Origin of the sequence: Salipaludibacillus agaradhaerens (assembly GCF_002019735.1) — a bacterium.
Lineage (GTDB): Bacteria > Bacillota > Bacilli > Bacillales > Salisediminibacteriaceae > Salipaludibacillus > Salipaludibacillus agaradhaerens.
In genome coordinates, this window is record NZ_KV917378.1 from 787,544 (window position 1) to 813,701 (window position 26,158).

Here is a 26,158-nt window from a genome sequence, read left to right on the forward strand (position 1 = left end):
TTTACTTACCTTTAGTGTTTAATGTAAATTATGATTTTATCACTAAAAAGGTTCGGTGTTATGCCTAAATTCCATTCCTATCCTTTACGAATAACGTCTTAACCAAGTTAACCACTGTTCTTCTGTTTCCCCAACTAAGTATGATTCGTAGGCGTTGTGATCATCTGCTGATAACTGTTTTAAAGCAGGACCCTTAAGTCCTATTAAAAGGTCAGGGAAATTATAATTTAACTCATCTGTATGCTTAAGTGTTGTAACGAGATGTTCGTCCATCGTGCAACAAATAATGATCATTTTAGGCGTGATCTCTCCAACTATCTGTATAACATCTGCTTTAGAAATGCCAGTACCTATAAAAATGGTTTCATATCCTCTCCTACGAAGAAAGAATGCAAATATTAATAAATCGAGCTCGTTTTTTTCATTTGGAGCACATACACATAATACTTTCGGTAATAGGCTGTTTGTCGGTAAATGGTGCAAAACCATTCCTATCCTTGTTCTCATATAAGAGGTGACATAATAGTTATGAGCAGCTGTAATCTCGTTATTTTCAAACTTTTCTTCTAAGTTCATTAGCATGTCCCCTAATATAGTTATAACCACCTTCTCCATACTGAAAACATTAAATGCATGATCCAACAGCTCATTCGCTTTTGTTTCGTCAAAAGCTAAAAGTGCTATAAGAAGATCCTGTTTAATCTTCTGCATTTGCGTCCTGTTTAATGCATTAACGTCAGCTAGGTTTACCATATTATTTTTACTAAACAAATCCACAGCCTGTCCTATGGTAAAGCCTTCATTAACCTTATTTACAAGCCATTTTAAAATCGTCAGTTGCTCATCCGTATACAATCGATGACCAACCTCATTCCGATAAGGCTTCATAATGTTATAACGTCTTTCCCATGCCCTCAATGTACCAGGTTGAACACTAAGCATGTTTGAGACAGCTTTAATAGTATATTTCCCTTCAGCCTGTGTCACATTTTTCACCTTCCGCTTTGTAGGCTTTAATAGTATATGGATAAGATAGGAATCGATCGTACGCTACTACGTTCATTTTTAATTTTTTCGACCTGCTATCGTCATGATATGCACTTGTGGGGGCGCTCCTAACCTCAGGGGTACATGTCTCGTTCCAAACCCATTACTAATAAAAACAGGTAATTGATTCTTCTTTTTCCAGCCGCCTTTTTCCCCTAGAGCTAACCAACTTAATCTTATTTGACCTCCGTGGGTATGCCCTGACAACATAGCACATATAGAATGGCTATCGTCTTCTAATGCTTTAGCAATTTCAGGGTTATGACTTATTAAAATAGCTGGTTTTGACGTTAAATAAAGGGTCTCCAAAAGCGCATGCCCCGTTCCGAAATCTTCAACTCCTATAACTGACCACTTACCATCTATTTCAATGACTTCATTGTTCAGTTGTTTGACATTAAACTCATCTAAAATAGCTGTTAGGTGATCCATTCCAAAGTGATAATCATGATTGCCTCTGACAAAAAAAGTTTTGCCTAACGACGTAAGTATTCTTAGATTATGTCTAACATCTTCCTCAGGTGTTCGTCTTTCAGCGAGATCCCCTCCGATAATGACAAAATCAACTTGAGCGCTTTTCCACCATGTTGTCAATTCAATCCTTCGATTGTGAAGATCAGATATAAACAGTATTTTTTTAGTTGTTATGGGGATAGGCAGTAAGATGGTTTCTTTAGTAATATCAAGCTTTTTAGCTTCTTTCACCATATAATAAACAAACGGAATCATTATTAAAAAAATGAATACTAGTAGATAAATAGCTGCCATAACTGCACTCCTATGTTGTTATCTAGTCACGTCACATAAATACTGCTAAAGTATAGCTGAACAATTATCAAAAAACAATAAAACGCCTATCTGTAGGCGCTTTCCTTCTTCTTGATTGGTAGTTGAGTAGGTCAAAACATGAATGGCCGTTCTCTCTACTCTATTTTGAGGAAGAAGTTTTACGGACAATTATCTATGATAAAATGTAACTTCAAAGTTATCTTCAGTAATAAAGAGAGTGCTGTCAGACTAAATAAAACGTTGATTAAAATCATCATGTACGCTAACTGTCTAAAGAAAAATACCGAGGGGGGACCGTTCTCCCATCGGCATTTCACATCTTAGAAAAGAGTATTTATACTTAAACGATTTTTAAAACAGCCCCACAGCTTTTCCATCACTGTCTACATCCATGCGAAGGGAAGCAGGATTTTCCGGTAACCCTGGCATGGTTAAAACATTACCCGTTAATACGACGATAAATCCGGCTCCAATTGAGGGTTTGAGCTCACGTATAGAAAGAGTAAATTTTTCTGGACGACCAAGTCGGGCAGGATCATCAGAAAGGGAATATGGTGTTTTTGCCATACAGATAGGATATTTCCCCCATCCTAATGTTTCAAATTGCACTATTTGCCTTTCAGCTTCAGTAGAAAATGATACATCTGTGGCACCGTAAACGATCGTTGCGATTTTTTAAATTTTCGTTTTTAGTGAGTCATTAAGCGAATAAATCGGGTTAAAATGATTAGGTTTTTTAGTAATTTCGGTTACGACTCGCTCAGCTAATCGTTTTCCTCCTTCCCCTCCGTTTGCCCACACATCTGCTAATTCTACGTTAATTCCTTGATTCGCACACCATCTTGTCAACAGGGAAATCTCGGCCTCCGTATCATTCATAAATCTGTTTATTGCCACGACGTGCGGAAGACCAAAGGCTTTAATTGTTTCCACATGCTTATGTAAATTGGCAAGTCCAAACTCAAGTGCTGACAAATTTTCTTGCTTTAATTGATCTTTTGGAACACCCCCATGCATTTTTAATGCTCGTATAGTGGCAACAATAACGACAAGACTTGGTTCAATATTCCCCGCTCGTGTTTTTATATCAAGGAACTTTTCCGCTCCGAGATCTGCTCCAAAACCAGCCTCAGTTACAACAAAATCACCCAGTTTAGCTGCCATTTTTGTCGCAATCACACTATTGCAGCCATGGGCAATATTAGCAAAAGGACCGCCATGTATAATCGCTGGTGTATTTTCAAGGGTCTGTACGAGATTAGGCTTTAATGCCTCTTTTAATAGTAAGGTTAGCGCTCCTTCAGCTTGTAAATCTTTCACGGTCACTGGGTGGTTTTCATACGTGTATCCGACAACAATCCTTGACAGACGTTCTTTTAAATCAGTTAAATCTAAGGCGAGACAAAGAATGGCCATTATTTCAGACGCCACAGTAATATCAAAACCTGATTCTCGAGGTACCCCTTGTTTAGGGCCGCCAAGCCCAATAACAACCTCACGTAGGGCACGGTCGTTCATATCTAGTACCCGTTTCCAAACGATACGACGTGGATCAATATTTAGCTTATTACCTTGATGGAGGTGATTATCAATTAATGCAGCTAACGCATTATGCGCGGACGTTATCGCATGGATATCACCTGTAAAATGTAAGTTTATATCTTCCATTGGGACAACTTGGGAATATCCTCCCCCCGCTGCTCCTCCCTTTATCCCCATCGTAGGACCAAGTGAGGGCTCTCTTAAGGCTATAACGGCCTGTTTATTAAGTTTGTTTAAAGCTTGACCTAATCCAACGGTCACCGTTGATTTACCTTCGCCTGCAGGAGTAGGGTTAATTGCTGTTACAAGAATGATTTTCCCGTTAGGACGATCTTTTAGCCGTTCCATCACGGAAAGGGATAATTTTGCCTTGTAACGACCAAATGGCTCCCATTCTTCATCTGATAACTGTAATGTTTTTACAATGTCACTTATAGGTACCATTTCACTTGCTTGGGCAATCTCAATATCGGATCTTACTTGTTTATCTACCTTGGTCATTTTCCACTCTCCTTCTCTCTACTCTAATACGTTAATATTTTACCATTTTTTTATCTTTTGGCGAGCTATCCTTAACATACTTCGTTCACCTATAAATTAAAGCTATTCTTATAAAAAAATCGTGCTCAAACATAAATTTGAGCACGATACCATTATCATTAATAAATTCGAGACTGAAATTAGTTTTTACAGGTGGACATTGCTTCGAGAATTAAGGATAGTGTTATTTAAAGATTTTAAGTTACACCTTCAACTGGTTAGCTAAATTCAATTAATCAAAAGAAGAACGATTAATAACACACACTAAATCGTATTTTTAAAATAACCTTATGACTTATTGAACTTTTGTAACATTGCAAGCCATTTTTCTAATGGGATGTTGTTCAATTCTTTCAGTAAGGTATTCACTTCATTCCCTTTCAAATTACCTTGCAAAACCACTTCCACATTTTGATCCACATCTAATAGAACAGCCCTCACCCTTAGGGCATCTGTCAATAAGGCGATAATGATCGCTAGTTTCTGCGGCGTCATTTTTTTAAAAAGCTCTTGTGTTTCTCTGTCTAATTTATAAGTGCCTGTTCCCGTTCCTTTCTTACGATTTGACACAGTCATCACACCTTAGAACGGCGGTAATCAATTTTCTAATGTTTCGACTATTAAAAGGTTTTCTATCTCCGGATCATTCACTTCTTTTCCTAAATCGAAGATCATGGCTAAAACAATAACGATAAAGACCGTTGTCATAATGGGTTCAAATGACGTTTCACCTGGAGCTGCCATAGTTTCACCTCACACTCTCACTACTTGTCATAATAGTATATGATCAGATGCGCTATTTGTTATTACTTTATTTGACGTAGTGATATAGTGACAGCGAGGAAGCCGTTCAAATTAATTAAATTTATTTATGGTAAAGGTTTATATCATGCTTTTCTTTTAATTCTCGAAACACATCCGAGCGTTTCTTCCATGCTTCAGGGGACGACCAAATATCTGCAGCACGGTCAATCATATCTTCTTTTAATTGATCATAGTCTTTTTCCGCTTTTTCAAACTTTACTGTCACTTGCTGCAACCAAGCAAATGTTATGATAAACACAATTGTTAAGAAAAGTATGAATGGGTCTGTGATGATTTTCTGAAAGATAGAGCCTTCCGCTTGAAACCATTGTATCCAATTTTTGAAGGCATAGACAGTAAGGCTTATTAAACTCAAAATAACGAGAAAACCGACTCTCATAAGTTTTTTTTCAGCAGCTTTTTCTTTATTTTTTGCTTTAATGATCGCTTTGATCATAAAAGTATCAATCTCCTCTTGCTCAGTGGAAACTTTTTCCTCCATAATAATCCACCCCCATATATATCCTATGCAAGCATATATGGGAGTAGGACAACTTGGTCAAAAGATTAAGCATTATATCCTCGTAATCCAAAAGGGATATGTTAATACGAGGCCAACTATGAGTAAAAAAAGAAAAAGCCAAATGGTAACAAGAGGAATGCGAAACTTTTTCCGCCTTTTTCTTTTTGCTGCCCGAGAAAAAGGGCGCCTCACTTTTTTGTGAATCGTACTTCTAGGCGGGAGTTCATGACTATGTAAATGAGGTACTTCTCTGCCCATCTCATTCTTTACGTCGTCATTATTCCTGTCATTTTCATTAATATGTGACAAAGGTACCACCTCATTTGTCGTTTTATCGTTGTATACATCAATAGTTACACATACAATGTACCATGATAAAACTCATACGACTAGTTACCTTTTAATGTTTATTATCAAAGTAGCGAATATGAAGACCTAGTAAACAATCGATTATAAAATGAGCAACAATGACTGTAAGTAAATTGCTTGTTAATTCAAAAAGCACACCTAACGATATACTTAACAGAATCGTAAAGATAAACAAAAAACGATTGGCCAAATAACGAAAGTGAATAAGTGTAAACAAGATGGAGGCTACCCATAAACCAGCATAGCTTTGTATAACACCACGAAACAGGACTTCCTCACTAATCGCCACAACCGCCGATAATAAAACGATATGAACAGGATGTCTGCTGGAAAAAACACGTTTATTAATGCCCCCATCATCAAACCAAGATGATGGTAATATAAGGGATAAAAAAAGTTCAAAAGTCACGATGCCTATGCCGAAAATTAAACCTATAAGAAGATGATCCCCTCTTAATTGGAAAACGTTGAATATGGCGAATATATCACCTGCGATGAGCCAACTAGTAAACAGCGCAATAATGAACATGATCAGCTGGGTGGCATACAAATTGATGAGCAGCTCTTTATCTGAAATATGCTTTATTATTTCGGCCTGATTCTTCACATTGATCCCCTGTCGCATACGGTTAACATACGCTTCAAAACCGTTTGCCAGGATTGCTCACCTCTCTGTTGCTCATCCTCATCTTTTTGGGATTTATTGAGCGTTTGATCATACATATCTAACGAGTCACATTTATTACAGCACCAATTAGGTTTGTCAACCACTGTTTCATGAAAATAGTGAGCTACTTTTTCTCTGAGACATTGTGTCGTTTCTGCAAGCTGTCTCATCTGCCATAATAGGTGAAGTTTCTCTTTTTTTCTTTCCTCAAAATAATCAATTAGTTCATCAACAACATTCGTTTTATTAGCAGCATAGTCAGCAAAAATACCGTCTGTGATCAAGTGGCGTGTTTCCAATTGATAATAGAGCATTTTTTCTTGTTTTTCAGGAAGTTGAAGAAGATGGGTTACTTCCTTGAAAGTTTTCCCAACAATAGCCTTTTGTGAAAACATCTCTTCAAGTAATCTGCTCTCCGGAAACTCTTCTTCAATGAATGCCACAGGTAAGATGACATCCTCTTCACAAAATATCATATAAGCTGTACTCTGCCTTCCATCTCTTCCGGCACGACCTATTTCTTGAACATAGTGTTCCACGGATGATGGAACATGCAAGTGAAACACACTTCGAACATCTGGCTTATTAATTCCCATCCCAAAGGCGTTCGTACAACAAATGATGTCAATGTCATGATATAAAAATTGTTGCTGTACTAATAAGCGATCTTCTTTAGTCATACCACCATGATAATATGCAGTGCGCTTCAATCCTTGCTTTTGTAAGTATTCAGCTGTATATTCTGCTTTCTGACGTGTGCCTGTATAAACGATGGCTGGCGTCTCTGTTCCAATGATAAGGTCGCCAAATCTTGCTTCCTTTTCAGCTTGATCCTTGTATTTCTCAACTGTCAAAAATATATTATTTCTGTTAACTGGCAAACGGTAGACACATTCATTTTCCAAATTCAAATGATAGCAAATGTCTTTTTCAACTTTAGGTGTGGCCGTAGCAGTTAAGGCTAAACATGGGGGATTTCCAAATGTTTTTCTAATATCTTTCAGCCTTAAATAATCTGTTCGAAATTCATGGCCCCATTGGGAAATACAGTGTGCCTCATCTACCACAAAAAGTGAGATAGTCGTTCCTGCAAGTTTTGATAAAATAAATGGCATTGTAAGCATTTCTGGAGAGATAAAAATTAATTTAAACCGATTCAAATGATTTAATATGTCATACTTCTCCCTTGTATCTAACATGCTACTTAGATGAGCTACTCTTTTCTCTCCATTAGCCCTCATTTGTGTCACTTGGTCTTCCATTAGTGATACAAGAGGGGAAATGACAACAGTTAATCCGTTGATTAATTTGGATGGTAAATGATAACAAAGCGTTTTCCCAGTCCCTGTAGGCAATATGGCTAGTACATCTTTTTCATTTAATACGGCCTCTATAATAGGCTGCTGGCCTTCTCGAAAAGATGAATAACCAAACTCTTCCCTTAAAATATCATGTATCGCTTGCATGGAGTTCTCTCCTTTGTCGTGATAATGCCAGCCTAATTTGAAAGTAACTCACATCTTCATTTAGATGATCTTTAATCAGCTTTAGCCTGTTTGTTTGCAGTTTTCTAGCTGTATTTTCAATCAGTGTTATCTGTTCATTCGTCATATATGACTGATAATCAAAATGCTCATCGTGAATCGCAATTTCAATGATATGATCTTCTATCGTGCTCTTTTTTAAGTTTCTTTTCTTAGCTATTTCATCCCCTGTATATCCGCTCATTAAAAGTTTTCGCGTTATTTCAGCTGTATGTGTTAAATTAAGAGACGTTCTCTTTTCTGGTACCAATTGAGATAAGATAGGGTATTTAGAAGCTTCTTCGATTTGACTTATAAATGTATGAAGAATCCCTCTAAATTGAACAAAAGTATATAAAGGATCGTCATGAAAATCACTAGCTAGCTGTTCATATGTTTTGCCAATTTTATCACTAGACGTTAATCGATCCACGAAAAGAGTCGCTTTTTCGTCCGGCAGCTTTTGTAACATATCTGTTAATTCGTTATACACTTGTTCCCCCATAGTCGATACATTGCCATGTTTCAATAAGATATTTCTTACTGTAGCCTGTGCTGAATGATGATAACTAATGGGTATAAACATCGATTGATTCAATTTTAAGTAAGAAATGGATTGAACAAGTAAACTGATACTTTGCCACACATAATCAGCAGTATTATCCCATTCATATTTTAGCCCGTTAAACTGAGCAGGCATCTCATATCGTAAGGCACCGTATTCCATTTCCTTCATACCTTCTTCAGTCAGTAACGTTATTTTTTCAGCCTCATTTATCCAACCCTTCACTTTCAATTCAGTGACAATGTTATCTAACTCACTTGGCTTCCATTGCTTTAACATAGCTGCATAAGCTTGTAAATTAAAGAGCATAATATCTTGGATTGTTTGGGCTGACCGTTTTCCTTTTAAAAGGTGAATAACACCATTTAAGCTTCGTTCACCTCGACATTTATGAAGAAGCTGTAAAATCAAAAATTGAAGAAAACTCATTACTTTTCTCCTCTCTTTATCATCATAAGTATAATTGATGAACAGAAGCTAAGCTAGCAAAACCCTTGGCTGATAAGCATTCTCAATTATTTTTTTATTGAAATGTTAAGTAAGAACATTTACAATGTAGAGTAAGAAGAACAAACTTCTTGTGAATTTGTTCTCGGTTAAAACACCCTTTTTATATAAAGAGCGTTCAAACTATCGGTAGATCTTAGCATAAAATTTTAGTATATTTGATAATATTCCCTTGTTTTTTCGGTCGGTTTATCGATTATTTGAATACACTCTATAGAGAGAATCATGAAGGGTTCATATAATAATTTTAATGGGAGGCTTTTGTTATGGCAAAGTACACGATTGTAGACAAAGACACCTGCATCGCCTGTGGAGCATGTGGAGCCGCTGCTCCAGACATTTACGATTATGATGATGATGGTATTGCATGGGTAATTCTGGATGATAATCAAGGAACGAAGGAAGTTCCCGAGGAGCTTCATGAAGATATGGAGGATGCGTTGGACGGATGCCCAACCGACTCAATTAAGATTGCAGATGAGCCGTTTGATGGCGATGCTTTAAAATTCGAATAGATAAATGATTAGCCACCGGTATTAGCCGGTGGTTTTTTAGTCTTTATACGCGTCTAATATCTATAATTCAGCCGTTGAGTTAAGAATTATTTTATCTTTTTTAACTTCAAGCCAGCCTTCTCTTTCCCATTTTTTAAGTTGTCTGCTAACCGTTTCACGTGAAGCTCCGATAATGTTCCCTAATTCTTGATGTGTCAAAATAATATGTTTTCCCTGAGTATCATGTAAATAAGCCATGGCTGCTTTTAACCGTGAGGCGACATTTAAAGACAATACTTCATTTAATTTCTTTTGTAAATAAATGATTTTAGAGTTCATCATATCTATAATTCGAAACATAAGTTCTGGATTATCTCGAACAAACCGTTCGAATTTGTCTATCGGTATTGCCAGGACTGTGACATCTTTTTTAGCAGTAGCAGTACCAGGATAAAAAGTTTTTTTAAAGAAACCGGTATGAGGAAACGCTTCTCCTTCCCCTAACACGTTAATGAGACTTTCACTACCTTCCTCTGTCAGCTTACTAATAAGTACTGTCCCTTTACCTAATATGTAAAATGCATTTTTTTCTTCCCCTTCAAAAAATAACGTTTCTTTATCTTTTAAACGTATTTTTCTCCCCATAGCAATAACTGGTCTTAATTCGTCACCTGATAACCCTTCAAATAGAGCTGATTTTTGCATAATATTCTCCCACATAGGCTGTCTCCTTTTACATGTTTAACTAGCCTTCCTCTTTTTAAGTTTACATGCTACATATGGCAGTTTCAATTCCATTTTTAATGTGTCGTTATATGACAGTTAATTGAACTTTTCGACACTTTATTAAATTAATGTGCTAAATCTATAGATTCATTCCTACCTTTCATGTTACTATAGTTTAAAATTAGCACGTTAGGAGATGGACCATGGTACACGCACAGCAAGCTGTTAAAACTAATAAAGAATTATTTAATATCCTTGTTTCTGATCAGATGGATCAGGATGGTTTAAAGCCTGTTATGGATAGTTCACTCATGAATGTTATTTTCGAATCAGTCACAACAACAACGACCCCACTGGAAGAAGTAGATGCCCTTCTGATCAGAAGTGCCACAACTGTGACGAGAGAGGTCATTGAAAAAATGCCTCGCTTAAAGATTATTGGTCGAGCTGGCGTGGGCGTAGATAATGTGGATATGGAAGCTGCCACCTCAAATGGTGTTGTTGTCATTAACGCTCCGGATGGAAATACTATTTCTACCGCGGAACATACCTTTGCTATGCTCGCCTCCCTTGCAAGGAATATTCCTTTAGCAAACCAGTCAATGAAAGAAGGGAGATGGGATCGAAAGAAGTTTCAAGGAACTGAGCTTTATGGCAAAACACTTGGTATACTTGGTTTTGGTCGAATTGGAGCAGAATTAGCCGCTCGTGCTCGCGCTTTTCGTATGAACATTCTTGCATTTGACCCGTTTTTAACCCAATCACGGGCAGAAAAACATCATGTTCAACCAGTTGATCTTGACGAACTTTTATCGCAAAGTGATTTTATTTCAATCCATACCCCCTTAACGAAAGAAACTAAAGGCCTTTTAAATAAAGAAACATTGCAACAAACAAAACCTGGCGTTTATTTATTAAACTGTGCAAGAGGCGGTATTATTGACGAGCAAGCCTTATATGATGCGGTAAAAAGCGGACATGTTAAAGGAGCAGCTGTAGATGTCTATGAATCGGAACCTGCCCAAAGCCATCCATTAACAGAATTAGATGCCGTTATTACGACACCACACATCGCCGCCTCCACAACAGAAGCACAAAAGAATGTGGCAGCACAAGTAGCTGTTGAAGTGATGGACTATTTAAATGGTAAACCTGCTCCTCACGCATTAAACTTGCCTTACCTAGATGCAGATGTTTTTGAAAAATTTGCACCGATTACACAACTCACACGAACTCTAGGTGAAATGACAAGCCAATTATTTAGAGAACCCGTTAAAAAGGTTCAACTTAGCTATGCTGGGGAAATATCCCACCAAGAGACAGGCCTGTTTAATCGAAGTTTTTTGGCTGGATTTTTACGGCATCGTATAGATGGCTATGTCAATGAAGTAAACGCTTCTTGGATTGCAAAGGAACGAGACATTGAAGTCATCGAAAAGCATGAAAGTGAATCTCGTGGTTATTCAAATTTTATTAAAGCGACCATCCTCGGCGAAAAAAATACGCTTGAAATATATGGTACTTTCAGTAGAGAGATCGGGCCGCGTATTGTTCAAATTAATGAGTTTTCTCTTGATTTTCAGCCTGCAAAACATACGTTATTCATCCAGCACAATGACCAACCTGGTGTCATAGGGAAAGTCGGTTTACTCCTCGGTACACATGATATCAATATTGCAACGATGCAAGTGGGGCGGAAACATGAAGGTGGGAAGGCCATCATGCTATTATCTACTGATAAGGAATGCGAAGAAAAAGTCATTGAAGAGTTCCAAAAAATCACCGACATTGTCTCTGTTTCAAACATAGAATTATAATACTTTTCTATAAAGAGTTCTCCAACATACGACGGTTGGAGAGCTTTTTTTTGCTTAATCGACAGGACCTTACACACTTTCCCCTTGGAGGCCATATTTTTATAGAATTCAAAAATTGAAATTACCAATATGCCTATGATAAGCTGATAACCAATGTAAGACAAACAGTGAAAGGTTGATGATGAAAATGAAGCGTGTAGACAAAAAAGCTTTCCTTGCTATCCCACTTTCTACAATGCTGGTTTTAGCAGCATGTGGTGGAGAAAATACAAATGATGCAGAGAATGACCCAAATAATACGAATGAAACGACAGAGAACGCCCCAGAAGAAGGAGAAAATAATAATGAAACCGCTATGGACGAAGAAGGAGCTGTAGATGCAGACCCTGACGAGCCAATTGCAATTGTTAACGGAGAAGAGATACCAATGGAAGAATTACAAATGCAAATGTCTCAGTATGAAATGCTTTTTGCTCAGCAAGGTATGGATCCTGAAGATGAAGAAAATGCCGCAATGATACAAGAACTCCAACAAGATATCCTTGACTTACTTGTGAATCAAGAGTTGCTTAGCCAAGAAGCAGATGCTCAAAACATCGAAGTCAGTGATGAGGAAGTTGAAGAAGAGCTCGATCAAATGCGTGAGCAATTCGAAGAAGAAGAAGAATTTGAACAAGCGTTAGAAATGCAAAATTACACACTAGAGCAATTAGAAGATGACATTCGTCAAATGAAGCGCGTCCAAGAGCTTCAAACAATGGCGCACCTTGATGAAGACCAATACACAGTTAGTGAAGATGAGGCGAGAGAATATTATGAAGAAATCGTTATGAGCAACCCAGAAATTGGTGAATTTGAAGACATTCAAGAAGACATTGAAAATGAATTAAAATTAGATCTATACTTAGATGACCTGCGGGAACAAGCTGAAATAGAAATCCTTATCTAAATGGAAAAGACCGCCTCTTAACTTAGAATTGTGCTTAAAAAGAGGCGGTCTTTTAATTTTTTGTTTTTAGAACCCATCTCATAATATCAAACAAAATAAAAAATTAGACGTTGACCTTATACAGACGGATGCTTTCGCTGCTTTCCCGTGGGTTCGTTTGCTTCAGTTAAGTACTGCGATAATCATTTCAAACCTTTGGACTTGAAGCGCTGCTGGGCCTCGTTTTTTCTCAATCTTTTTAAACGGCCATTTGATATCATTTATTATCATTGGTTAATTTTTCGTTTCAACCATTTGATTATAGATATTCTTTAACTAAACAGTTTCGCTTTTTAATCCTTTTCACGCTCATATAAAATATCTTCAGTCCCATTCCTAGCATTCACAGCTCGAGCTACAGCAAAAAAATAATCAGATAGTCGATTTAGATATGGCAAGGCTGTTGGAGGAATACGGTCTACTTCTAAATTAACCGTTAATCGCTCTGCTCGCCTAGTAACCGTTCGACATACGTGAAGTTGAGCAGCCAACCTCCCACCTCCTGGAAGAATAAAAGTTTTTATCGGTGGTGCTTCCTTCCAATACATATCTATTAAACTCTCCAGTTTCTCTGGCGCATGTAAATCTATCTTCCAGTCTTGTGTTTTTGTGACGTTAGCTAAATCGCCACCTAAATCAAATAATTCATGTTGAATGGCTGTTAAGTCAGCCACAATATCTCCATGCTTTTCCTCCATGGCATAGACTACCGCTAAACCTATACAACTATTTAATTCATCTAACGTACCATATGCTTCCACACGGCCATGTGTCTTTTTCACTCTTTTGCCAACTAATTGTGTTTGTCCTTCATCACCTTGTTTCGTGTAAATCTTCATATGAATACCCTCACTTTCTTCTCACTTGCTATCATTTTACTTATTTTTGTCCTTAGAGGTTTTCTACTGTTATAATATTAAATACCATTACTTTTATTATAAGGGGAGAGACACATGAGTGTAATTGAACATAAGCAAGAAGCCCCACATTCCATCAACTGTATGGTTCTTACAGTCTCTGATACACGGACGCTTGAAACTGATAAAAGCGGGCAGTTTATGTCTAATGCCCTTCAAGAAGCAGGACATCGTGTGTTAAAACATGTTATTACAAAAGATGATTTTACAGAGATTCAAGAATACATAAGATTTGCCGATCAAGACAAAGAGATTGAAGCATTATTAATTAATGGCGGAACAGGATTAGCATTGAGAGATACAACTTTCGAAGCTGTAAAACATATGCTTGACAAAGAGATAAGTGGCTTCGGCGAGTTATTTCGCTATTTAAGTTATGAGATAGATATTGGGCCTGCCGCCATGTTAAGTAGAGCTACCGCTGGTATAAGGGGTTGCACAGCTATCTTTTCCACTCCTGGCTCTAGTGGCGCTGTAAAGCTAGCTATGGAAAAACTTATCATTCCTGAATTGTCACATGTCATTCGAGAAATTTATAAAGATAGAAAATAGTTTGCCGTCCACCTTGTAGACGAATTCTTCTTAACAACAAAAAACGCGGCTAAACTTCCTTCAATCCTTTATAAGGTGGCACAAAAACGTATACCTGTCTTGATGAAAACTTCAGTCTATATCATAAAAAACAATCCACTCGATCTAAGCAGCTAAAGCGGATTGTTTTTTTATGATTTTCAAGATAGTCTTCATTTATCAGAAGAGATATAAGGTAAATAGACAGAAAATGTTGTGCCTTCATTTACTTTACTATGAGCTGATACTTTTCCTTTATGTGCTTCTACAATATTTTTAACGATAGCTAGTCCTAAACCGGTGCCAGATCTTCCACGTGTTCTCGCTTTATCTGCTTTATAAAAGCGTTCAAAAACAAACGGTAAGTCCTCTTCTGGTATGCCGGCTCCCGTATCTTCTACTTCTAACTTGACGCCATTAAGAAACGCTTCTACTCTTAAAGTCACAGTGCCAGCCTCTGGCGTATGACGTATTGCATTATCTATAAGGTTTGTTAAGATTTGCTCTAGCCGATCAGAATCAGCCATCAACGTTTTTTCAATAGGCTGAATATCCCCTTCGAGCTTTACTTCGTGTTCTTTTGCTACACCTTGAAATTTCCGGATCATCTTTCCTGCTAAGGTCTCTAAATCGAGCTCTTCTATTGTTAACTGAATATGCCCAGCTTCCATACGAGCTAAGTCAAGTAACTCATTAACAAGACGGCCCATCCTTAATGATTCATCGTAAATAATTTTAGCCAATTCTCTTTTCTCTTCTTCGTTTCCTGCTATATCGTCAATAATTGCTTCGCTATAGCCCTGTAACATCGAAATAGGCGTACGGAGCTCATGAGATACGTTGGCGATAAAATCTTTGCGCAATTTATCATGCCTTCGTTCTTCGGTCATATCACGAAGAACAGCCACTGCTCCTCTCACATGCTCATGGTCATACAAAGGCGTCATTAAAATCACCCAGCTACGCCCTTGTACATCTACCTCACCCATCTGCTCCATTTCTTCAGTGACCACTTTCTCAAATAAAGATTGCAGCTCTTCAGGAAGGTGGCCAGATTCCTCCACTTCATAACCTTGTTCATATAGCCATGCTCCAATAAATTCATTGGCAGGCGGGTTTGTTACCATTACTTCTCCGTCTCTATCTAACGTAATAACACCATCTGCCATCGAACTTAATATCCTCGACAATTGCTCTTTCTCTTGGTTAAGTGCATTTAAGTTCGTATTAAGTGCCCTCGCCATTCTGTTAAAAGCAATAGCAAGCAACCCTATTTCATCGGTAGTTAATATCGGAACTTTCGTGTCGAAGTTTCCTTTAGCAACTTCTAAAGATGCTTTACGCATTTTTCTAAGTGGCGCTGTTATGCGTGTTGTCAAGAAAAAGGCGAAGACGGTTGTTAAAATAATAGCGATTCCTGCTGATAAATAAATAATATTTTTTGTTTGGTTTGAAGCTTCTTCTACCACATCTAGTGATTGATACATAAAGAGTGCGCCATATTCCCCATTATTAAATTCAACTGGAAGCCCAACAACCATCATTTCTTCACTAATCTGTTCTCCTCTCACAGGGAACGTATAATCCGATTCTGTAACGATGGTTTCATGAAATTCAATCACGCGTGACAGCACATTATCTTCATAGAAGATTGTAATAGGCATGTCATAGGAACCGCCTTCAGTTGTATACCAATAGTCCTCTTCATTTTGAATAATTAACGCCTCGGTTTCATAAGTAGCAGAAATGTTTCGACTCATGGCAAGTGCTGACTCATCCACACCTTCTTCTTCTAATAAAGAAACAATTAAGTGTGCATGGTTCATGAGTTCACTTTCAGCTTGATCAGTATGAAACCGCTCGAAATATTGTAGAAGTAGTACGGTTAGTATAACAAGGACAACCGAGACGAGAAGAAGTATTGTAAACCACAATTTCCCTACGACGCTCCGCCAAAAAAACATTAGTCTTTCACTGCCTCAAATTTATAGCCAACTCCCCAAACAGTGGAGATCATATTCGCTGCCTCAGGGGACATTTTGTTTAACTTTTCGCGTAGTCGTTTAATATGAGTGTCGACTGTACGTAGGTCTCCAAAGAACTCATAATTCCACACATCTTTCAATAACTGCTCCCTTGCAAACACTTTGTCAGGTGCTTGAGCAAGATAATGTAACAGTTCATATTCTTTAGGTGTTAAATTAATATGGTTGCCATCTGCTGTCACTCTGTGTGCATCATTATCAATAGTTAAATGAGGAAATACGAGTACATCCTTTGTCGTTGTCTCTGTTTGCAAAAATTTAGTAGAAGATGCTCTACGTAAGAGAGCCTTGACACGTAACACCACTTCACGGGGGCTAAACGGCTTCACAATATAATCGTCCGTTCCCGCCTCAAAACCTTGAACTCTGTTAGTTTCTTCCCCTTTTGCAGTTAGCATGATAATGGGTGTCGCTTTATGTTTCCTAATCTCTTCACATACTTCAATGCCATCAATACCAGGCATCATTAAATCTAAAACAATTAAGTCATAATCCGTATCTAAAGCCATTTGGAGCGCTTTTTCTCCATTTTCTGCATCATCCACATCATACTCTTCACGTTCTAAATACATTTTTAACAGCCTTCTTATACGCTCTTCATCGTCAACAACTAAAATTTTTGCTTCATCAGCCATATTTTAATCCCCCTTAAGCTTAAACCACACCCTGTGGTTTATACTTTTTACAGTTGTCAGGACCTTCCGTCCACTTTGTTCACAATTTATTGTAACATGTTCATCGCACGGCGTGTATACTCTTTCATAAGACTAGTACAAGAGCCCGCTCTTATTTAAGAGCAGGCCAATAATGACTAAGCATATGAATGTAATCCGGCAATAACAAGATTAACGAATACAAGATTAAACATAATCAGCGCGAAACCTACAACACATAGCCATGCACTTTTTTCTCCATGCCAGCCTCGTGATAAACGTAAATGCAAGTACGCGGCATAAAATAGGAATGTAATAAGCGCCCATACTTCTTTTGGATCCCAGCCCCAAAATCTCGTCCAAGCAATTTGAGCCCAAATCATCGCAAAAATCAGGCCGCCGAGTGTAAATACAGGAAAACCGATGGCAATCGCGCGATAACTAATTTCGTCTACTAATTGTGGATTTACATTTTTTACTATCGGTTGAAGAGCCCCACCGAGTGGCTTACGTAGAACTAATCGTAAGAGCCAATAAATTATTAATCCTGTTAACACGGACCAAACAACCATATTAACTCCCCCACTCCTAACATTTGCAGGTGTAGAAATAAGGGGACTCATGCCTTGATCAGAAATTAGTTCTCCTTCATGAGGACCAATAAGCGGAGGTACATGATAGACCATCTCTGCTACATTTTCTTGCTCATCCACATACGTGAAAACAGCTTCATAATTAGCCAACCCAAAACCGATATTCACTAACACATACGCTAGCACTGCAATTAATGAGAACATGATAAACTCGACGCCTTTTACCTTTTTAGAGGCTTTAGTAAAATCTATTACCCGCACTAAATATAAAAGACCAGCAGCAAATCCAATAGCTAATATGCCTTGTCCAATAACAGTTGTAATAACATGTATTGTTAACCAGTGTGATTGTAATGCAGCAATCAAAGCCTGTTTTTCGGTTGGAAAAAGCGAGGCGTAGGCAATAATTAACATGGCTACAGGCATTGTAAACAGGCCTAAATAATTTATTTTGTAAATTGGGTAAATAATGACAAAAGCTAGCGAGATAGCAATACCTAAAGCGGTAGTATACTCAAACATATTACTGACTGGTGCATAGCCTACTGCTATCCAGCGAGTAATAAAATATGTTAGTGAAAAGACAAACCCACCAATAGAGAAAAAATAACCGATCAAAGCAGACTTATTATGTTCTTCTCCTCGACGATTTTTAAATTTTTTCCCTGTGATTGATACCGCATAAAAAATAGTGGCAAGTAAAAAGAAGAAAAACGCTGTATATAACATATTCATACTTAACTGAAACATGGAGTCACTCTCCTCCTTTTTGGCTATCGCTCTGTTCAGATATTTTGGCTTCTGTTTGATCAATCGGTATATCTATCTCTGTATTCTCTGAGAGATAAAGAAAGTCTTTCTTTAAACCATGCCAATTTTTATTAGCATGTCCAGCTACTAGTAACGTGCCATCACGCTCCTGCAACCATATACGTCTATGAAACCAATATGAACCTTGTACAAGTCCAATCATAAATATAATCCCACCAACAATTATAAAAGGCAACGTATTGTCTTTCCTCACAGTCAACCCTGTTACGTCTACCATTTCAGCATCCGTAAATCGAATCGTATGGTCATGAGCATCGCCATCAGGATTTAAATGCTCATTCATTTGAATACCAATTAAACTGAGTTCACCTGTTTCTTCTTCTGGATCCATATCAGGTGTAAACACTTCAAATACGATAGCTGGATTATCTGGTATACGGTTAATTGTCGTCGGTTCTCTGTCTTCATTAAACGTGAAGTTAGGAAAATATTCTCTTATCTCAATCCTATAACCATTATCAAATTCATACACATTTTGAGGGTCATTTAAGTCCACTTTAAATTCCATGTCTGATAAATCTTCATCTGCCGTATCGCTTTCCAACCTAAACGTAAACGTTGATAATTCATTTAACTTATAGTCTACCTGATAAAGTGAAAAGCCATTAAACGTAAGCGGTTGATTAACACGAATCTCAGCTTCCTTTACTTCCTGAAGTTCTGTTTCACTGCCAACGGTACCTTCGTTTGTCCGTTTTAATAACGTTGCATTCGTTTGATAATTTCTAACTATAACGCCTCCAGCTCGTTCAATAGCTTCAGCATAATGTTCCTCTTCTTCTTCATCATATAATTCCATAATGAATTCATTATTTCTTAAGAAGTACTCGCCATCAGTCCCATTAATAACCTCTTCTTCACCTTCACGTACCCAAATATACTCATCCAAATACATGCCAGGAAAAAAGCGTAGCATACCACCGATAAGAAAAATAATCAGACCAATGTGATTGACATATGGCCCCCATCTGGAAAACCGTCCTTTTTCTGCAAGAATATTGCCGTTCTCTTTACGAATTTTATAACGTCTCTCTTTAAGAAGTTTCTCAGCTTTCGTTAATTCCTCACTAATATCAGTTATCTTCTTTGTCTCAAGAAAAAGACGCTGTCGTTTTAAAAAACCTTCATGTCGCGTCACTCGTTGCGTTTTTAAAGCTCTATATAAAGGAACAACGCGATCAAGACTACATATAACAAGAGAGATACCAAGTGATGCAATAAGTAGTATGTACCACCAAGATCGATAAAGGTTATGGAAGCCTAATTGGTAATAGAGCTTCCCTAAAATACCGTACTCCTGTTCATAATAAACGGTTGGGTTTTCCCCAGGTGGTATGTATATTTCTTGCGGGAAAATAGTCCCTAACGATGATGCTAAAAGGATGGCGACTATTATCCATATACCCACTTTTACAGAAGAAAAGAAATTCCATATTTTATCCACAACCGTCCTCTGATATGTTTGAGAACGGCGGGCAACCCCTTCATAACGCATATTGGCCAGTTTATTCGTATCTTCTATCAATGGCTTCCCACAGGATTCACATAAGTAAGTTCCGTAAGGGTTTACGTGTCCACACTCGCATTTGACTTTATTCATATTAATCCCCCATTATTAACTCTCGGGTATTAGTTCGTCTAGTGCCTCTATGACTTCTTCCTTCGTCTGAGCTCCAACTTGTCTCTCAATAACCTCTCCATCCTCATCAATTAAAAAAGCAGCAGGCAGACTATGGACCCCATACGCATTACTGACAAGCATATTACGGTCGATATACAAAGGATAACTTAGTCCTTGTCTGTCTTTATGCCTTTCTACTTGAAGGGTCGTTTCATCTACATTAACAGAGACGATCTTCACCCCTTTTTCAGCATACTCTTCATAAAACTCCTCAAAATAACTCATTTTCTCACGGCAATACCTACAATACGTTGCCCAGAAGTTAACATAAACACCTTCTCCACGAAGCTCATTGAGCTCCAATCGATTGCCCTCCATATCTTCTAGTACAAAGTTTGGCGCTATATCCCCTGTATCAACAACGCCTCTTTCTTCTGAGAATTGATTATATAGAGTGTATCCCACAGCGATAACCATCACAAGAAGGATGGCAGAACGTATAATTAAACGTCGTCTTTTCATACTCTTCCCCCATTAAACGAGTTGTCTCCCTCTATATTAACACTACAAAAATAGTGTTAATAGTTAATACAGAAGAGAAAATGTGAACATTATGTGACAGCTAGATCTCTAAGTTGTTTCACTTCATGCGGCCTTAATTCACGACACTCTCCTGCATTTAAACCTTTTAAATTTAAAAAACCGTAATGTTCCCGTTTAAGCTTAATAACTGGGTGACCAATGGCTTCAAACATTCGTCTCACTTGGCGATTACGTCCCTCATGAATCGTCATTTCAATCACAGAGGTATTTTTTTTGCTATCAGCTTTTAATACTTTCACTTTCGCTGGGGCAGTCTTACCATCTTCCAGTTTCACGCCTCTTTCAAGTTGTTTCAGCTGCTCTCTAAAGACAATTCCTTCGACTTTGGCAATATACGTTTTAGACACTTTGTATTTCGGATGCATGAGGATATTAGCAAAATCTCCATCATTTGTCAGCAGGAGTAACCCTGATGTATCTGAATCTAAACGTCCTACAGGGAAAATTCTCTTATCGGTCGGGATATACTGGGTAACTACTTTCCTACCATGTTCATCCGAGACACTAGAAATGACCCCTGATGGTTTATAAAGCATATAATAAACCGGTTCCTCTTTATCAATAGGAATCCCTTCCACAACAACGTCGTCTTTTGAGGAGTCAACTTTTGTACCAAGTTCAGTGACCTTTTTACCATTTACTGTCACTTTCCCTTCTATAATTAACTCCTCTGCTTTTCTTCTTGAGGTAATCCCTGCTTGTGCAATGACTTTTTGTAAGCGTTCCATCTATCAACCACTCCAGTTCCGACTCTTTTTTTCAGTGTCGTCGAAAATTGTTGTATTTCAAACTTTAATTTTATCTTTTTTTATAAAAAGATACAATAAAAAGCCCTTCTATCAAATGATATAGGGCGAATTTGCGTCCTAGCTGTTATAAAAAAACGGCTCTTACGATTAGTATAGAGGCAATGACACCAATCACATCCGCTGCTAGACCTACTTTTAGTGCATCTCCCATTTTTCGTACGCCTACTGCGCCAAAATAGACAGTTAAAACATAAAAAGTCGTATCAGTACTCCCTTGCATCGTAGAAGCAAGTCTGCCAATGAAAGAATCTGGGCCATACGTAGCAATGAGATCACTCGTCATGCCGAGCGCCCCATTTCCTGAAAGGGGGCGAATTAACGCTAACGGAATGATCTCTGCTGGAATATAAAACAGCGATAAAACTGGTTCTGATAAAGTGATGAAAAAATCTAATGCGCCAGATTCTCTAAATACTTTAATAGAGACTAACATCCCTGCCAAAAAAGGTACGATTGAAAATGCCATTTGTACACCTTCTTTTGCACCGTCTACGAACGCTTCATACGTAGGAACCTTCTTCCAAGTCCCTACGAGTAATATGACTAAAATTAAGGTGGGGATCAGCCATATAGATACCGTTGTTACCCAACTCAATTGTCTCCACATCCTTTTCTCAAACGTCTATAATAAAAATACCGATCAATAAGAATAGCTCCAATAGTGGAACATGCTGTTGCCATGATCGTTGTCATGACAATTTCTGTAGGAGCTGCCGATTGGTAATCGATGCGTAAGGATATGACTGTCGTAGGAATTAACGTAATACTTGCTGTATTGATAGCAAGTAGAGTGATCATTGAACGGCTAGCTTCATCTTTATTATTATTTAACTCTTTTAATTCTTTCATAGCTTTAATCCCCATCGGAGTTGCGGCATTACCTAATCCAAATAAATTGGCACTCATATTTGAAATAATGTAGCCGATAGCCGGATGGTCTTTAGGAATGTCAGGAAATAATTTCCTTACAAATGGTTGAAGCACTCTACCAACAGCTCTTAACATACCTGCCACTTCGGCAATTCTCATCATGCCAAGCCAGAAGGTAAGAATACTAATAAGACCAATACATATCGTGACAGCTTCTTTAGCCCCTGCAAATACAGCTTCATTTACTTGTTCCATGTTTCCATTTATGGCAGCAAACATAAAGCCTACAACAAATAAACCAACCCATATTATATTAACCATTTGTTCCTGCCTCGTTGAACTTCAACCACGGCTCTACCCATCTTTCATAAAAGCTCGGTTTTTTATCGTTTTCATATATATATTTTATTGGTACGGTGCCGATTATATCGTCATATAACTCGATTTGTACGCTCCCGATTGGATATGGCACCCCTTGTTTTTCCCATTTTTCTAAGTTAGGCCTCAATAAAAGCAAACGATGAGTTAAATGGTCCTTATCTTCCTTTGACAACGGGTAACCAAACGTATACTGAGCATGAAGCTTATTTTCATAAAACGAATCATTCACATTAGCGACGATGCCCTCTGAGACAATCGTATTCATTTCAAAGTTGCCAAAAGCCCATTCAAATAAGTTTATATGATCATTCCAATCGCTAGGCGCATTTATGGTAACAGCGATTAATGACATACCCTCTTTTTCCGCAGTCGAGACCAGTGTCCGCTTTGCACGCTTTGTATATCCTGTTTTTCCGCCAGTAGAATGTTTGTAAAGCTGCGTTAACAATTTGTTTTTATTGTTAAAAACTCGGACCCGCTTTTCTGGCGTTGTTGATCGATAAGTGGTTGTCCCTGATATCTCTCGGTAAACCGGATTATCCATAGCATATTGTGTTAATATAGCCATATCATACGCTGTTGAGTAATGTTCTTCATGATCATCTAAGCCATGAGGATTTGAAAAAACTGACTGCTCCATACCAATTTCACGTGCCTTTTCATTCATTAAATAAACAAACCCATCCACACTTCCCCCAACATGTTCCGCAATAGCTACCGCTGCATCATTACCAGATCGCAACATCAATCCATAAACAAGATCCCTTAGTATAATTTTTTCCCCTTCAGCCAAATAAATCGACGAACCTTCAGTTCCATAGGCATGTGATGAGATCGTCACTTCTTCATCAAGCTTTCCTGATTCGATCGCTAGTATCGCCGTCATAATTTTCGTTATGCTAGCAATTCTCATCGGTGTTCTTGCTTGTTTCTCATACAACACTCTACCACTCTCTTGCTCTATTAACACAGCTCCTTTTGCCGACGTATGACCTGCAAATTGCTGCTGTGCCTCTACAGAAACCTGAGCAGGCAATACGAGAAAAATAAAACAGAGAACACATAATAGTAATACTCTCATACCCTTCCTCCTAATCCGGTACTTCCAGTTCAATCATGCACCTCTTCATTAATAAAAGAACCTCTAAATGATGTTTATGCATGTGACGGACAAGTATGTCCACGTTTATTACAAGAATAAAATGAACATGACTGAGGTAAAACTACATCTATTGATTTATTACTATTTAATGAAAACTTGGAGGGATAATGAGTGAACCAATTTTTTGAATTCTTTGTTGTGATTGCACGTATCTTTACAATTCTCCCTCTCTTATTAGTCGTGACTATGTATATGGGGAAGCGCGCTATCGGGCAACTCCCATTATTTGATTTCCTCGTTATTATTACACTTTCCTCTGTCACAGGTGCGGATATAGCCGACCCAGATATTCAACATATACATACAGTTATAGCTATTATTACTATCGCTTTATTACAGCGCATTATTAGCTATCTCATCATTAAAAAACGTTGGTTCGGCCATGTTATGACCTTTGAACCAACAGTGGTGATCGAAAATGGTGTGCTCCTTATTAAAAACATTGAACATATTCGCTATTCAATTGATAATATATTACAGATGTTAAGAGAAAAAGATATTTTTGACCTTTCTATCGTGAAATTGGCAATCATTGAGGCAAATGGAAAACTGACTGTTTATCGATTTCACAGCAGTACGCCTGTGTCACTTGAAGACATTAATGTGACGAAACGCACGTCTAATTTAGCGTACCCTGTAATGATGGAAGGAAAGGTGTATACTGAAGTATTACAAAACCTCGGCTTATCTGTCTCTTGGCTTCATAATGAACTCATGAAGAAGGGCATTAATCATCCAGAGAAGGTCCTATTTGCAAGTATAAATGATGATCATCAGTTACATATTTCAACGATCGATGCAACCCCCACAGGCCCTCCCTTTAGACATTAGTTATCCTTTAGGTTTAAAAAGGAGGGCCGCAATAAAGCTGAAAATGATCGCCGATGAAATACCAGCACTTGTCACCTCGAAAATGCCTGTGAGGATACCGATCAATCCAGTACTTTTAGCTTCCGTGATCGCACCATGAACAAGTGAATTACCGAAGCTCGTAATAGGAACAGTGGCCCCAGCGCCAGCAAAATCGATTAAGGGTTCATATAACCCTATCCCATCGAGAATAGCCCCACTCACAACAAGCGTGCTAAGTGTATGAGCTGGTGTCAATTTACCTACATCTAGCATAAGCTGGCCAATGACACAAATTAAGCCTCCAACAATAAATGCATTCACAAAAATCATTGAACAAAACCTCCTTGTCTTTCAATTGAAACAGCGTGGGCGATACAAGGAATGGACTCTTGCTGTTGAAAAGTTAGTGGAGAAAGGAGAGCCCCTGTGGCAACAATCAGTACTTTGTTCAGTTCACCTTGCTTTAATCGATTATATATGTGACCATAAGTGACTGCTGCCGAGCATCCTGCACCACTAGCCCCTGATTGAACAGGTTGTTCTTCGTTATAAATCATCAACCCTGCGTCTTGAAAACTATTTTGATCAATTTGCATATTCTCATTCTGAAATAGTTCCAGTGCCACAGCATGACCAATTTTACCTAAATCCCCAGTGAGAATGAGATCATAATAATCTTCTGGCAAACTCCGATCTTCAAAATGTGCTTTTATTGTATCAACAGCAGCTGGTGCCATGGCGCCTCCCATATTATAAGGATCCTTTAATCCTTCATCTATGACTTTACCTATGGTGGCAGACGTTACAATAGGTCCTGTTCCCGAAGATGACACGACTCCTACCCCTGCAGCTGTTACGGTCCATTGTGAGGTGGGAGGTTTTTGAGAGCCATATTCTGTAGGGTACCTAAATGTTTTTTCTACAGCCGCATTATGACTCGCCGACCCTGTTATAACATTATTAGCTCCTTTTCCATTAACGATAAAAGCCGCAAGAGCTAATGCTTCCATCGATGTAGAACAGGCGCCAAATAACCCAAAATATGGGATGGAAAGACTTCGACAAGCAAAACTTGTAGAAGTAATTTGATTTAACAGATCACCTGCAAAAATAAATTGAATATCTTCTTTCTGTAAATTTCCTTGATTCAAGGCTTCATGACATGCCTCTTCTAAAAATTTCTTCTGAGCTTTTTCATAACTATCTTCTCCGAACCACAAGTCATCCGAAAAGCTGTGAAAGTCCGCAGTCAATTTCCCCTTTTTTTCAAAAGGTCCGCCAACAACCCCTGTACTTGTTATGACCGGCCTGTTTTCAAATAGCCATGAGCGATTTCCGATTAACATAGTG

At 38.1% G+C, this 26,158-nt stretch carries 26 protein-coding genes and 1 pseudogene; 5 read left to right on the forward strand and 22 right to left on the reverse strand.

Annotated features, from left to right (window positions below):
• Window positions 1-84 precede the first annotated feature (84 nt).
• From BK581_RS03680 to BK581_RS03720, 9 genes and pseudogenes are all read right to left on the reverse strand, one after another.
• Window positions 85-987 (reverse strand): MerR family transcriptional regulator, encoded by a 903-nt coding sequence (locus BK581_RS03680; protein WP_078576897.1) that lies wholly within the window; start codon window positions 985-987, stop codon window positions 85-87.
• A gap of 78 nt (window positions 988-1,065) precedes the next feature.
• Window positions 1,066-1,815: a metallophosphoesterase gene (locus BK581_RS03685; protein WP_078576898.1), complete on the reverse strand. Its 750-nt coding sequence runs from the start codon at window positions 1,813-1,815 to the stop codon at window positions 1,066-1,068.
• A gap of 372 nt (window positions 1,816-2,187) precedes the next feature.
• Window positions 2,188-3,879: pseudogene (locus tag BK581_RS03690) on the reverse strand (formate--tetrahydrofolate ligase).
• A 327-nt stretch (window positions 3,880-4,206) separates the two neighbouring features.
• Window positions 4,207-4,488 (reverse strand): hypothetical protein, encoded by a 282-nt coding sequence (locus BK581_RS03695; RefSeq protein ID WP_245828867.1) that lies wholly within the window; start codon window positions 4,486-4,488, stop codon window positions 4,207-4,209.
• Window positions 4,489-4,515: 27 nt separating this feature from the next.
• Window positions 4,516-4,662, reverse strand: coding sequence for a hypothetical protein (locus tag BK581_RS20020; RefSeq protein ID WP_169837524.1), 147 nt, complete (start codon window positions 4,660-4,662; stop codon window positions 4,516-4,518).
• Between the two features lie 121 nt (window positions 4,663-4,783).
• A complete protein-coding gene (locus BK581_RS03700) occupies window positions 4,784-5,224 on the reverse strand; it encodes a DUF2663 family protein (protein ID WP_078576899.1) in 441 nt (146 codons plus the stop codon).
• A 421-nt stretch (window positions 5,225-5,645) separates the two neighbouring features.
• Window positions 5,646-6,221: a CPBP family intramembrane glutamic endopeptidase gene (locus BK581_RS03710; protein ID WP_095995527.1), complete on the reverse strand. Its 576-nt coding sequence runs from the start codon at window positions 6,219-6,221 to the stop codon at window positions 5,646-5,648.
• Window positions 6,218-7,747, reverse strand: a complete 1,530-nt coding sequence (locus BK581_RS03715; protein WP_078576902.1) for a RecQ family ATP-dependent DNA helicase — start codon at window positions 7,745-7,747, stop codon at window positions 6,218-6,220. Before BK581_RS03715 ends, BK581_RS03710 begins: the two co-directional genes overlap by 4 nt.
• Complete coding sequence (locus BK581_RS03720) at window positions 7,731-8,798, reverse strand: YpbB family protein (RefSeq protein WP_078576903.1); 1,068 nt, start codon at window positions 8,796-8,798, stop codon at window positions 7,731-7,733. The genes BK581_RS03715 and BK581_RS03720 overlap by 17 nt, the downstream gene beginning before the upstream one ends.
• A gap of 344 nt (window positions 8,799-9,142) precedes the next feature.
• Here BK581_RS03720 and BK581_RS03725 point away from each other — a divergent pair, with 344 nt between their 5' ends.
• Window positions 9,143-9,391, forward strand: a complete 249-nt coding sequence (locus BK581_RS03725) for a ferredoxin (RefSeq protein ID WP_078576904.1) — start codon at window positions 9,143-9,145, stop codon at window positions 9,389-9,391.
• Window positions 9,392-9,451: 60 nt separating this feature from the next.
• Here the strand turns inward: BK581_RS03725 and BK581_RS03730 are convergent, their stop codons facing one another.
• Window positions 9,452-10,090, reverse strand: coding sequence for a Crp/Fnr family transcriptional regulator (locus BK581_RS03730; RefSeq protein WP_078576905.1), 639 nt, complete (start codon window positions 10,088-10,090; stop codon window positions 9,452-9,454).
• Between the two features lie 209 nt (window positions 10,091-10,299).
• On the opposite strand from BK581_RS03730, the gene serA reads away from it, so the two are divergent.
• A complete protein-coding gene (gene serA, locus BK581_RS03735) occupies window positions 10,300-11,913 on the forward strand; it encodes a phosphoglycerate dehydrogenase (RefSeq protein WP_078576906.1) in 1,614 nt (537 codons plus the stop codon).
• Window positions 11,914-12,100: 187 nt separating this feature from the next.
• Window positions 12,101-12,862, forward strand: a complete 762-nt coding sequence (locus BK581_RS03740; protein ID WP_169837526.1) for a SurA N-terminal domain-containing protein — start codon at window positions 12,101-12,103, stop codon at window positions 12,860-12,862.
• A 332-nt stretch (window positions 12,863-13,194) separates the two neighbouring features.
• Here the strand turns inward: BK581_RS03740 and BK581_RS03745 are convergent, their stop codons facing one another.
• Window positions 13,195-13,740: a cob(I)yrinic acid a,c-diamide adenosyltransferase gene (locus BK581_RS03745; RefSeq protein ID WP_078576908.1), complete on the reverse strand. Its 546-nt coding sequence runs from the start codon at window positions 13,738-13,740 to the stop codon at window positions 13,195-13,197.
• A gap of 114 nt (window positions 13,741-13,854) precedes the next feature.
• Here BK581_RS03745 and BK581_RS03750 point away from each other — a divergent pair, with 114 nt between their 5' ends.
• Window positions 13,855-14,370, forward strand: a complete 516-nt coding sequence (locus tag BK581_RS03750; protein ID WP_078576909.1) for a MogA/MoaB family molybdenum cofactor biosynthesis protein — start codon at window positions 13,855-13,857, stop codon at window positions 14,368-14,370.
• Between the two features lie 191 nt (window positions 14,371-14,561).
• Here the strand turns inward: BK581_RS03750 and BK581_RS03755 are convergent, their stop codons facing one another.
• The 9 genes from BK581_RS03755 to BK581_RS03795 all read right to left on the reverse strand — a co-directional run bounded on the left by BK581_RS03755 (window position 14,562) and on the right by BK581_RS03795 (window position 23,875).
• Window positions 14,562-16,352 carry an ATP-binding protein gene (locus tag BK581_RS03755; protein WP_078576910.1) on the reverse strand — a complete coding sequence of 597 codons (1,791 nt, stop codon included), beginning with the start codon at window positions 16,350-16,352 and terminating at the stop codon, window positions 14,562-14,564.
• Window positions 16,352-17,068: a response regulator transcription factor gene (locus BK581_RS03760; protein ID WP_078576911.1), complete on the reverse strand. Its 717-nt coding sequence runs from the start codon at window positions 17,066-17,068 to the stop codon at window positions 16,352-16,354. The genes BK581_RS03755 and BK581_RS03760 overlap by 1 nt, the downstream gene beginning before the upstream one ends.
• 176 nt (window positions 17,069-17,244) lie before the next feature.
• Window positions 17,245-18,429, reverse strand: coding sequence for a c-type cytochrome biogenesis protein CcsB (gene ccsB / locus BK581_RS03765; RefSeq protein ID WP_078576912.1), 1,185 nt, complete (start codon window positions 18,427-18,429; stop codon window positions 17,245-17,247).
• A gap of 4 nt (window positions 18,430-18,433) precedes the next feature.
• Window positions 18,434-20,110, reverse strand: a complete 1,677-nt coding sequence (gene resB / locus BK581_RS03770; protein ID WP_078576913.1) for a cytochrome c biogenesis protein ResB — start codon at window positions 20,108-20,110, stop codon at window positions 18,434-18,436.
• A 15-nt stretch (window positions 20,111-20,125) separates the two neighbouring features.
• Window positions 20,126-20,653: a thiol-disulfide oxidoreductase ResA gene (gene resA, locus BK581_RS03775; RefSeq protein WP_078576914.1), complete on the reverse strand. Its 528-nt coding sequence runs from the start codon at window positions 20,651-20,653 to the stop codon at window positions 20,126-20,128.
• Window positions 20,654-20,742: 89 nt separating this feature from the next.
• Entirely contained in the window at window positions 20,743-21,462 is a 720-nt protein-coding gene (locus BK581_RS03780; RefSeq protein ID WP_078576915.1) for a pseudouridine synthase, read from the reverse strand.
• A gap of 145 nt (window positions 21,463-21,607) precedes the next feature.
• Window positions 21,608-22,138 (reverse strand): spore maturation protein, encoded by a 531-nt coding sequence (locus tag BK581_RS03785; protein WP_078576916.1) that lies wholly within the window; start codon window positions 22,136-22,138, stop codon window positions 21,608-21,610.
• Entirely contained in the window at window positions 22,135-22,734 is a 600-nt protein-coding gene (locus BK581_RS03790; protein ID WP_078576917.1) for a nucleoside recognition domain-containing protein, read from the reverse strand. The genes BK581_RS03785 and BK581_RS03790 overlap by 4 nt, the downstream gene beginning before the upstream one ends.
• On the reverse strand, window positions 22,727-23,875 hold the full coding sequence (locus tag BK581_RS03795; protein WP_078576918.1) for a D-alanyl-D-alanine carboxypeptidase family protein: 1,149 nt from the start codon (window positions 23,873-23,875) through the stop codon (window positions 22,727-22,729). Before BK581_RS03795 ends, BK581_RS03790 begins: the two co-directional genes overlap by 8 nt.
• Window positions 23,876-24,067: 192 nt before the next feature.
• On the opposite strand from BK581_RS03795, the gene BK581_RS03800 reads away from it, so the two are divergent.
• Window positions 24,068-24,787 (forward strand): DUF421 domain-containing protein, encoded by a 720-nt coding sequence (locus BK581_RS03800; protein WP_245828868.1) that lies wholly within the window; start codon window positions 24,068-24,070, stop codon window positions 24,785-24,787.
• Here the strand turns inward: BK581_RS03800 and spoVAE are convergent, their stop codons facing one another.
• Together spoVAE and spoVAD are read right to left on the reverse strand one after the other, a co-directional pair.
• Window positions 24,788-25,138 (reverse strand): stage V sporulation protein AE, encoded by a 351-nt coding sequence (gene spoVAE, locus BK581_RS03805; RefSeq protein WP_078576919.1) that lies wholly within the window; start codon window positions 25,136-25,138, stop codon window positions 24,788-24,790. It abuts the gene before it with no gap.
• Window positions 25,135-26,154: a stage V sporulation protein AD gene (gene spoVAD, locus BK581_RS03810; protein ID WP_078576920.1), complete on the reverse strand. Its 1,020-nt coding sequence runs from the start codon at window positions 26,152-26,154 to the stop codon at window positions 25,135-25,137. The genes spoVAE and spoVAD overlap by 4 nt, the downstream gene beginning before the upstream one ends.
• Window positions 26,155-26,158: the final 4 nt, after the last annotated feature.

Bases quoted from the DNA above. Each gene is read 5' to 3' on its own strand.
- BK581_RS03780 (WP_078576915.1), bottom strand. From the start codon at position 21,462: ATGGAACGCTTACAAAAAGTCATTGCACAAGCAGGGATTACCTCAAGA.
- serA (WP_078576906.1), top strand. From the start codon at position 10,300: ATGGTACACGCACAGCAAGCTGTTAAAACTAATAAAGAATTATTTAAT.
- spoVAE (WP_078576919.1), bottom strand. From the start codon at position 25,138: ATGATTTTTGTGAATGCATTTATTGTTGGAGGCTTAATTTGTGTCATT.
- BK581_RS03790 (WP_078576917.1), bottom strand. From the start codon at position 22,734: ATGGTTAATATAATATGGGTTGGTTTATTTGTTGTAGGCTTTATGTTT.
- BK581_RS03715 (WP_078576902.1), bottom strand. From the start codon at position 7,747: ATGCAAGCGATACATGATATTTTAAGGGAAGAGTTTGGTTATTCATCT.
- BK581_RS03720 (WP_078576903.1), bottom strand. From the start codon at position 8,798: ATGAGTTTTCTTCAATTTTTGATTTTACAGCTTCTTCATAAATGTCGA.
- BK581_RS03725 (WP_078576904.1), top strand. From the start codon at position 9,143: ATGGCAAAGTACACGATTGTAGACAAAGACACCTGCATCGCCTGTGGA.
- BK581_RS03750 (WP_078576909.1), top strand. From the start codon at position 13,855: ATGAGTGTAATTGAACATAAGCAAGAAGCCCCACATTCCATCAACTGT.
- BK581_RS03740 (WP_169837526.1), top strand. From the start codon at position 12,101: ATGAAGCGTGTAGACAAAAAAGCTTTCCTTGCTATCCCACTTTCTACA.
- resB (WP_078576913.1), bottom strand. From the start codon at position 20,110: ATGAATAAAGTCAAATGCGAGTGTGGACACGTAAACCCTTACGGAACT.
- BK581_RS03700 (WP_078576899.1), bottom strand. From the start codon at position 5,224: ATGGAGGAAAAAGTTTCCACTGAGCAAGAGGAGATTGATACTTTTATG.
- spoVAD (WP_078576920.1), bottom strand. From the start codon at position 26,154: ATGTTAATCGGAAATCGCTCATGGCTATTTGAAAACAGGCCGGTCATA.
- BK581_RS20020 (WP_169837524.1), bottom strand. From the start codon at position 4,662: ATGGCAGCTCCAGGTGAAACGTCATTTGAACCCATTATGACAACGGTC.
- BK581_RS03760 (WP_078576911.1), bottom strand. From the start codon at position 17,068: ATGGCTGATGAAGCAAAAATTTTAGTTGTTGACGATGAAGAGCGTATA.
- BK581_RS03730 (WP_078576905.1), bottom strand. From the start codon at position 10,090: ATGTGGGAGAATATTATGCAAAAATCAGCTCTATTTGAAGGGTTATCA.
- BK581_RS03745 (WP_078576908.1), bottom strand. From the start codon at position 13,740: ATGAAGATTTACACGAAACAAGGTGATGAAGGACAAACACAATTAGTT.
- BK581_RS03795 (WP_078576918.1), bottom strand. From the start codon at position 23,875: ATGAGAGTATTACTATTATGTGTTCTCTGTTTTATTTTTCTCGTATTG.
- resA (WP_078576914.1), bottom strand. From the start codon at position 20,653: ATGAAAAGACGACGTTTAATTATACGTTCTGCCATCCTTCTTGTGATG.
- BK581_RS03755 (WP_078576910.1), bottom strand. From the start codon at position 16,352: ATGTTTTTTTGGCGGAGCGTCGTAGGGAAATTGTGGTTTACAATACTT.
- BK581_RS03685 (WP_078576898.1), bottom strand. From the start codon at position 1,815: ATGGCAGCTATTTATCTACTAGTATTCATTTTTTTAATAATGATTCCG.
- ccsB (WP_078576912.1), bottom strand. From the start codon at position 18,429: ATGTTTCAGTTAAGTATGAATATGTTATATACAGCGTTTTTCTTCTTT.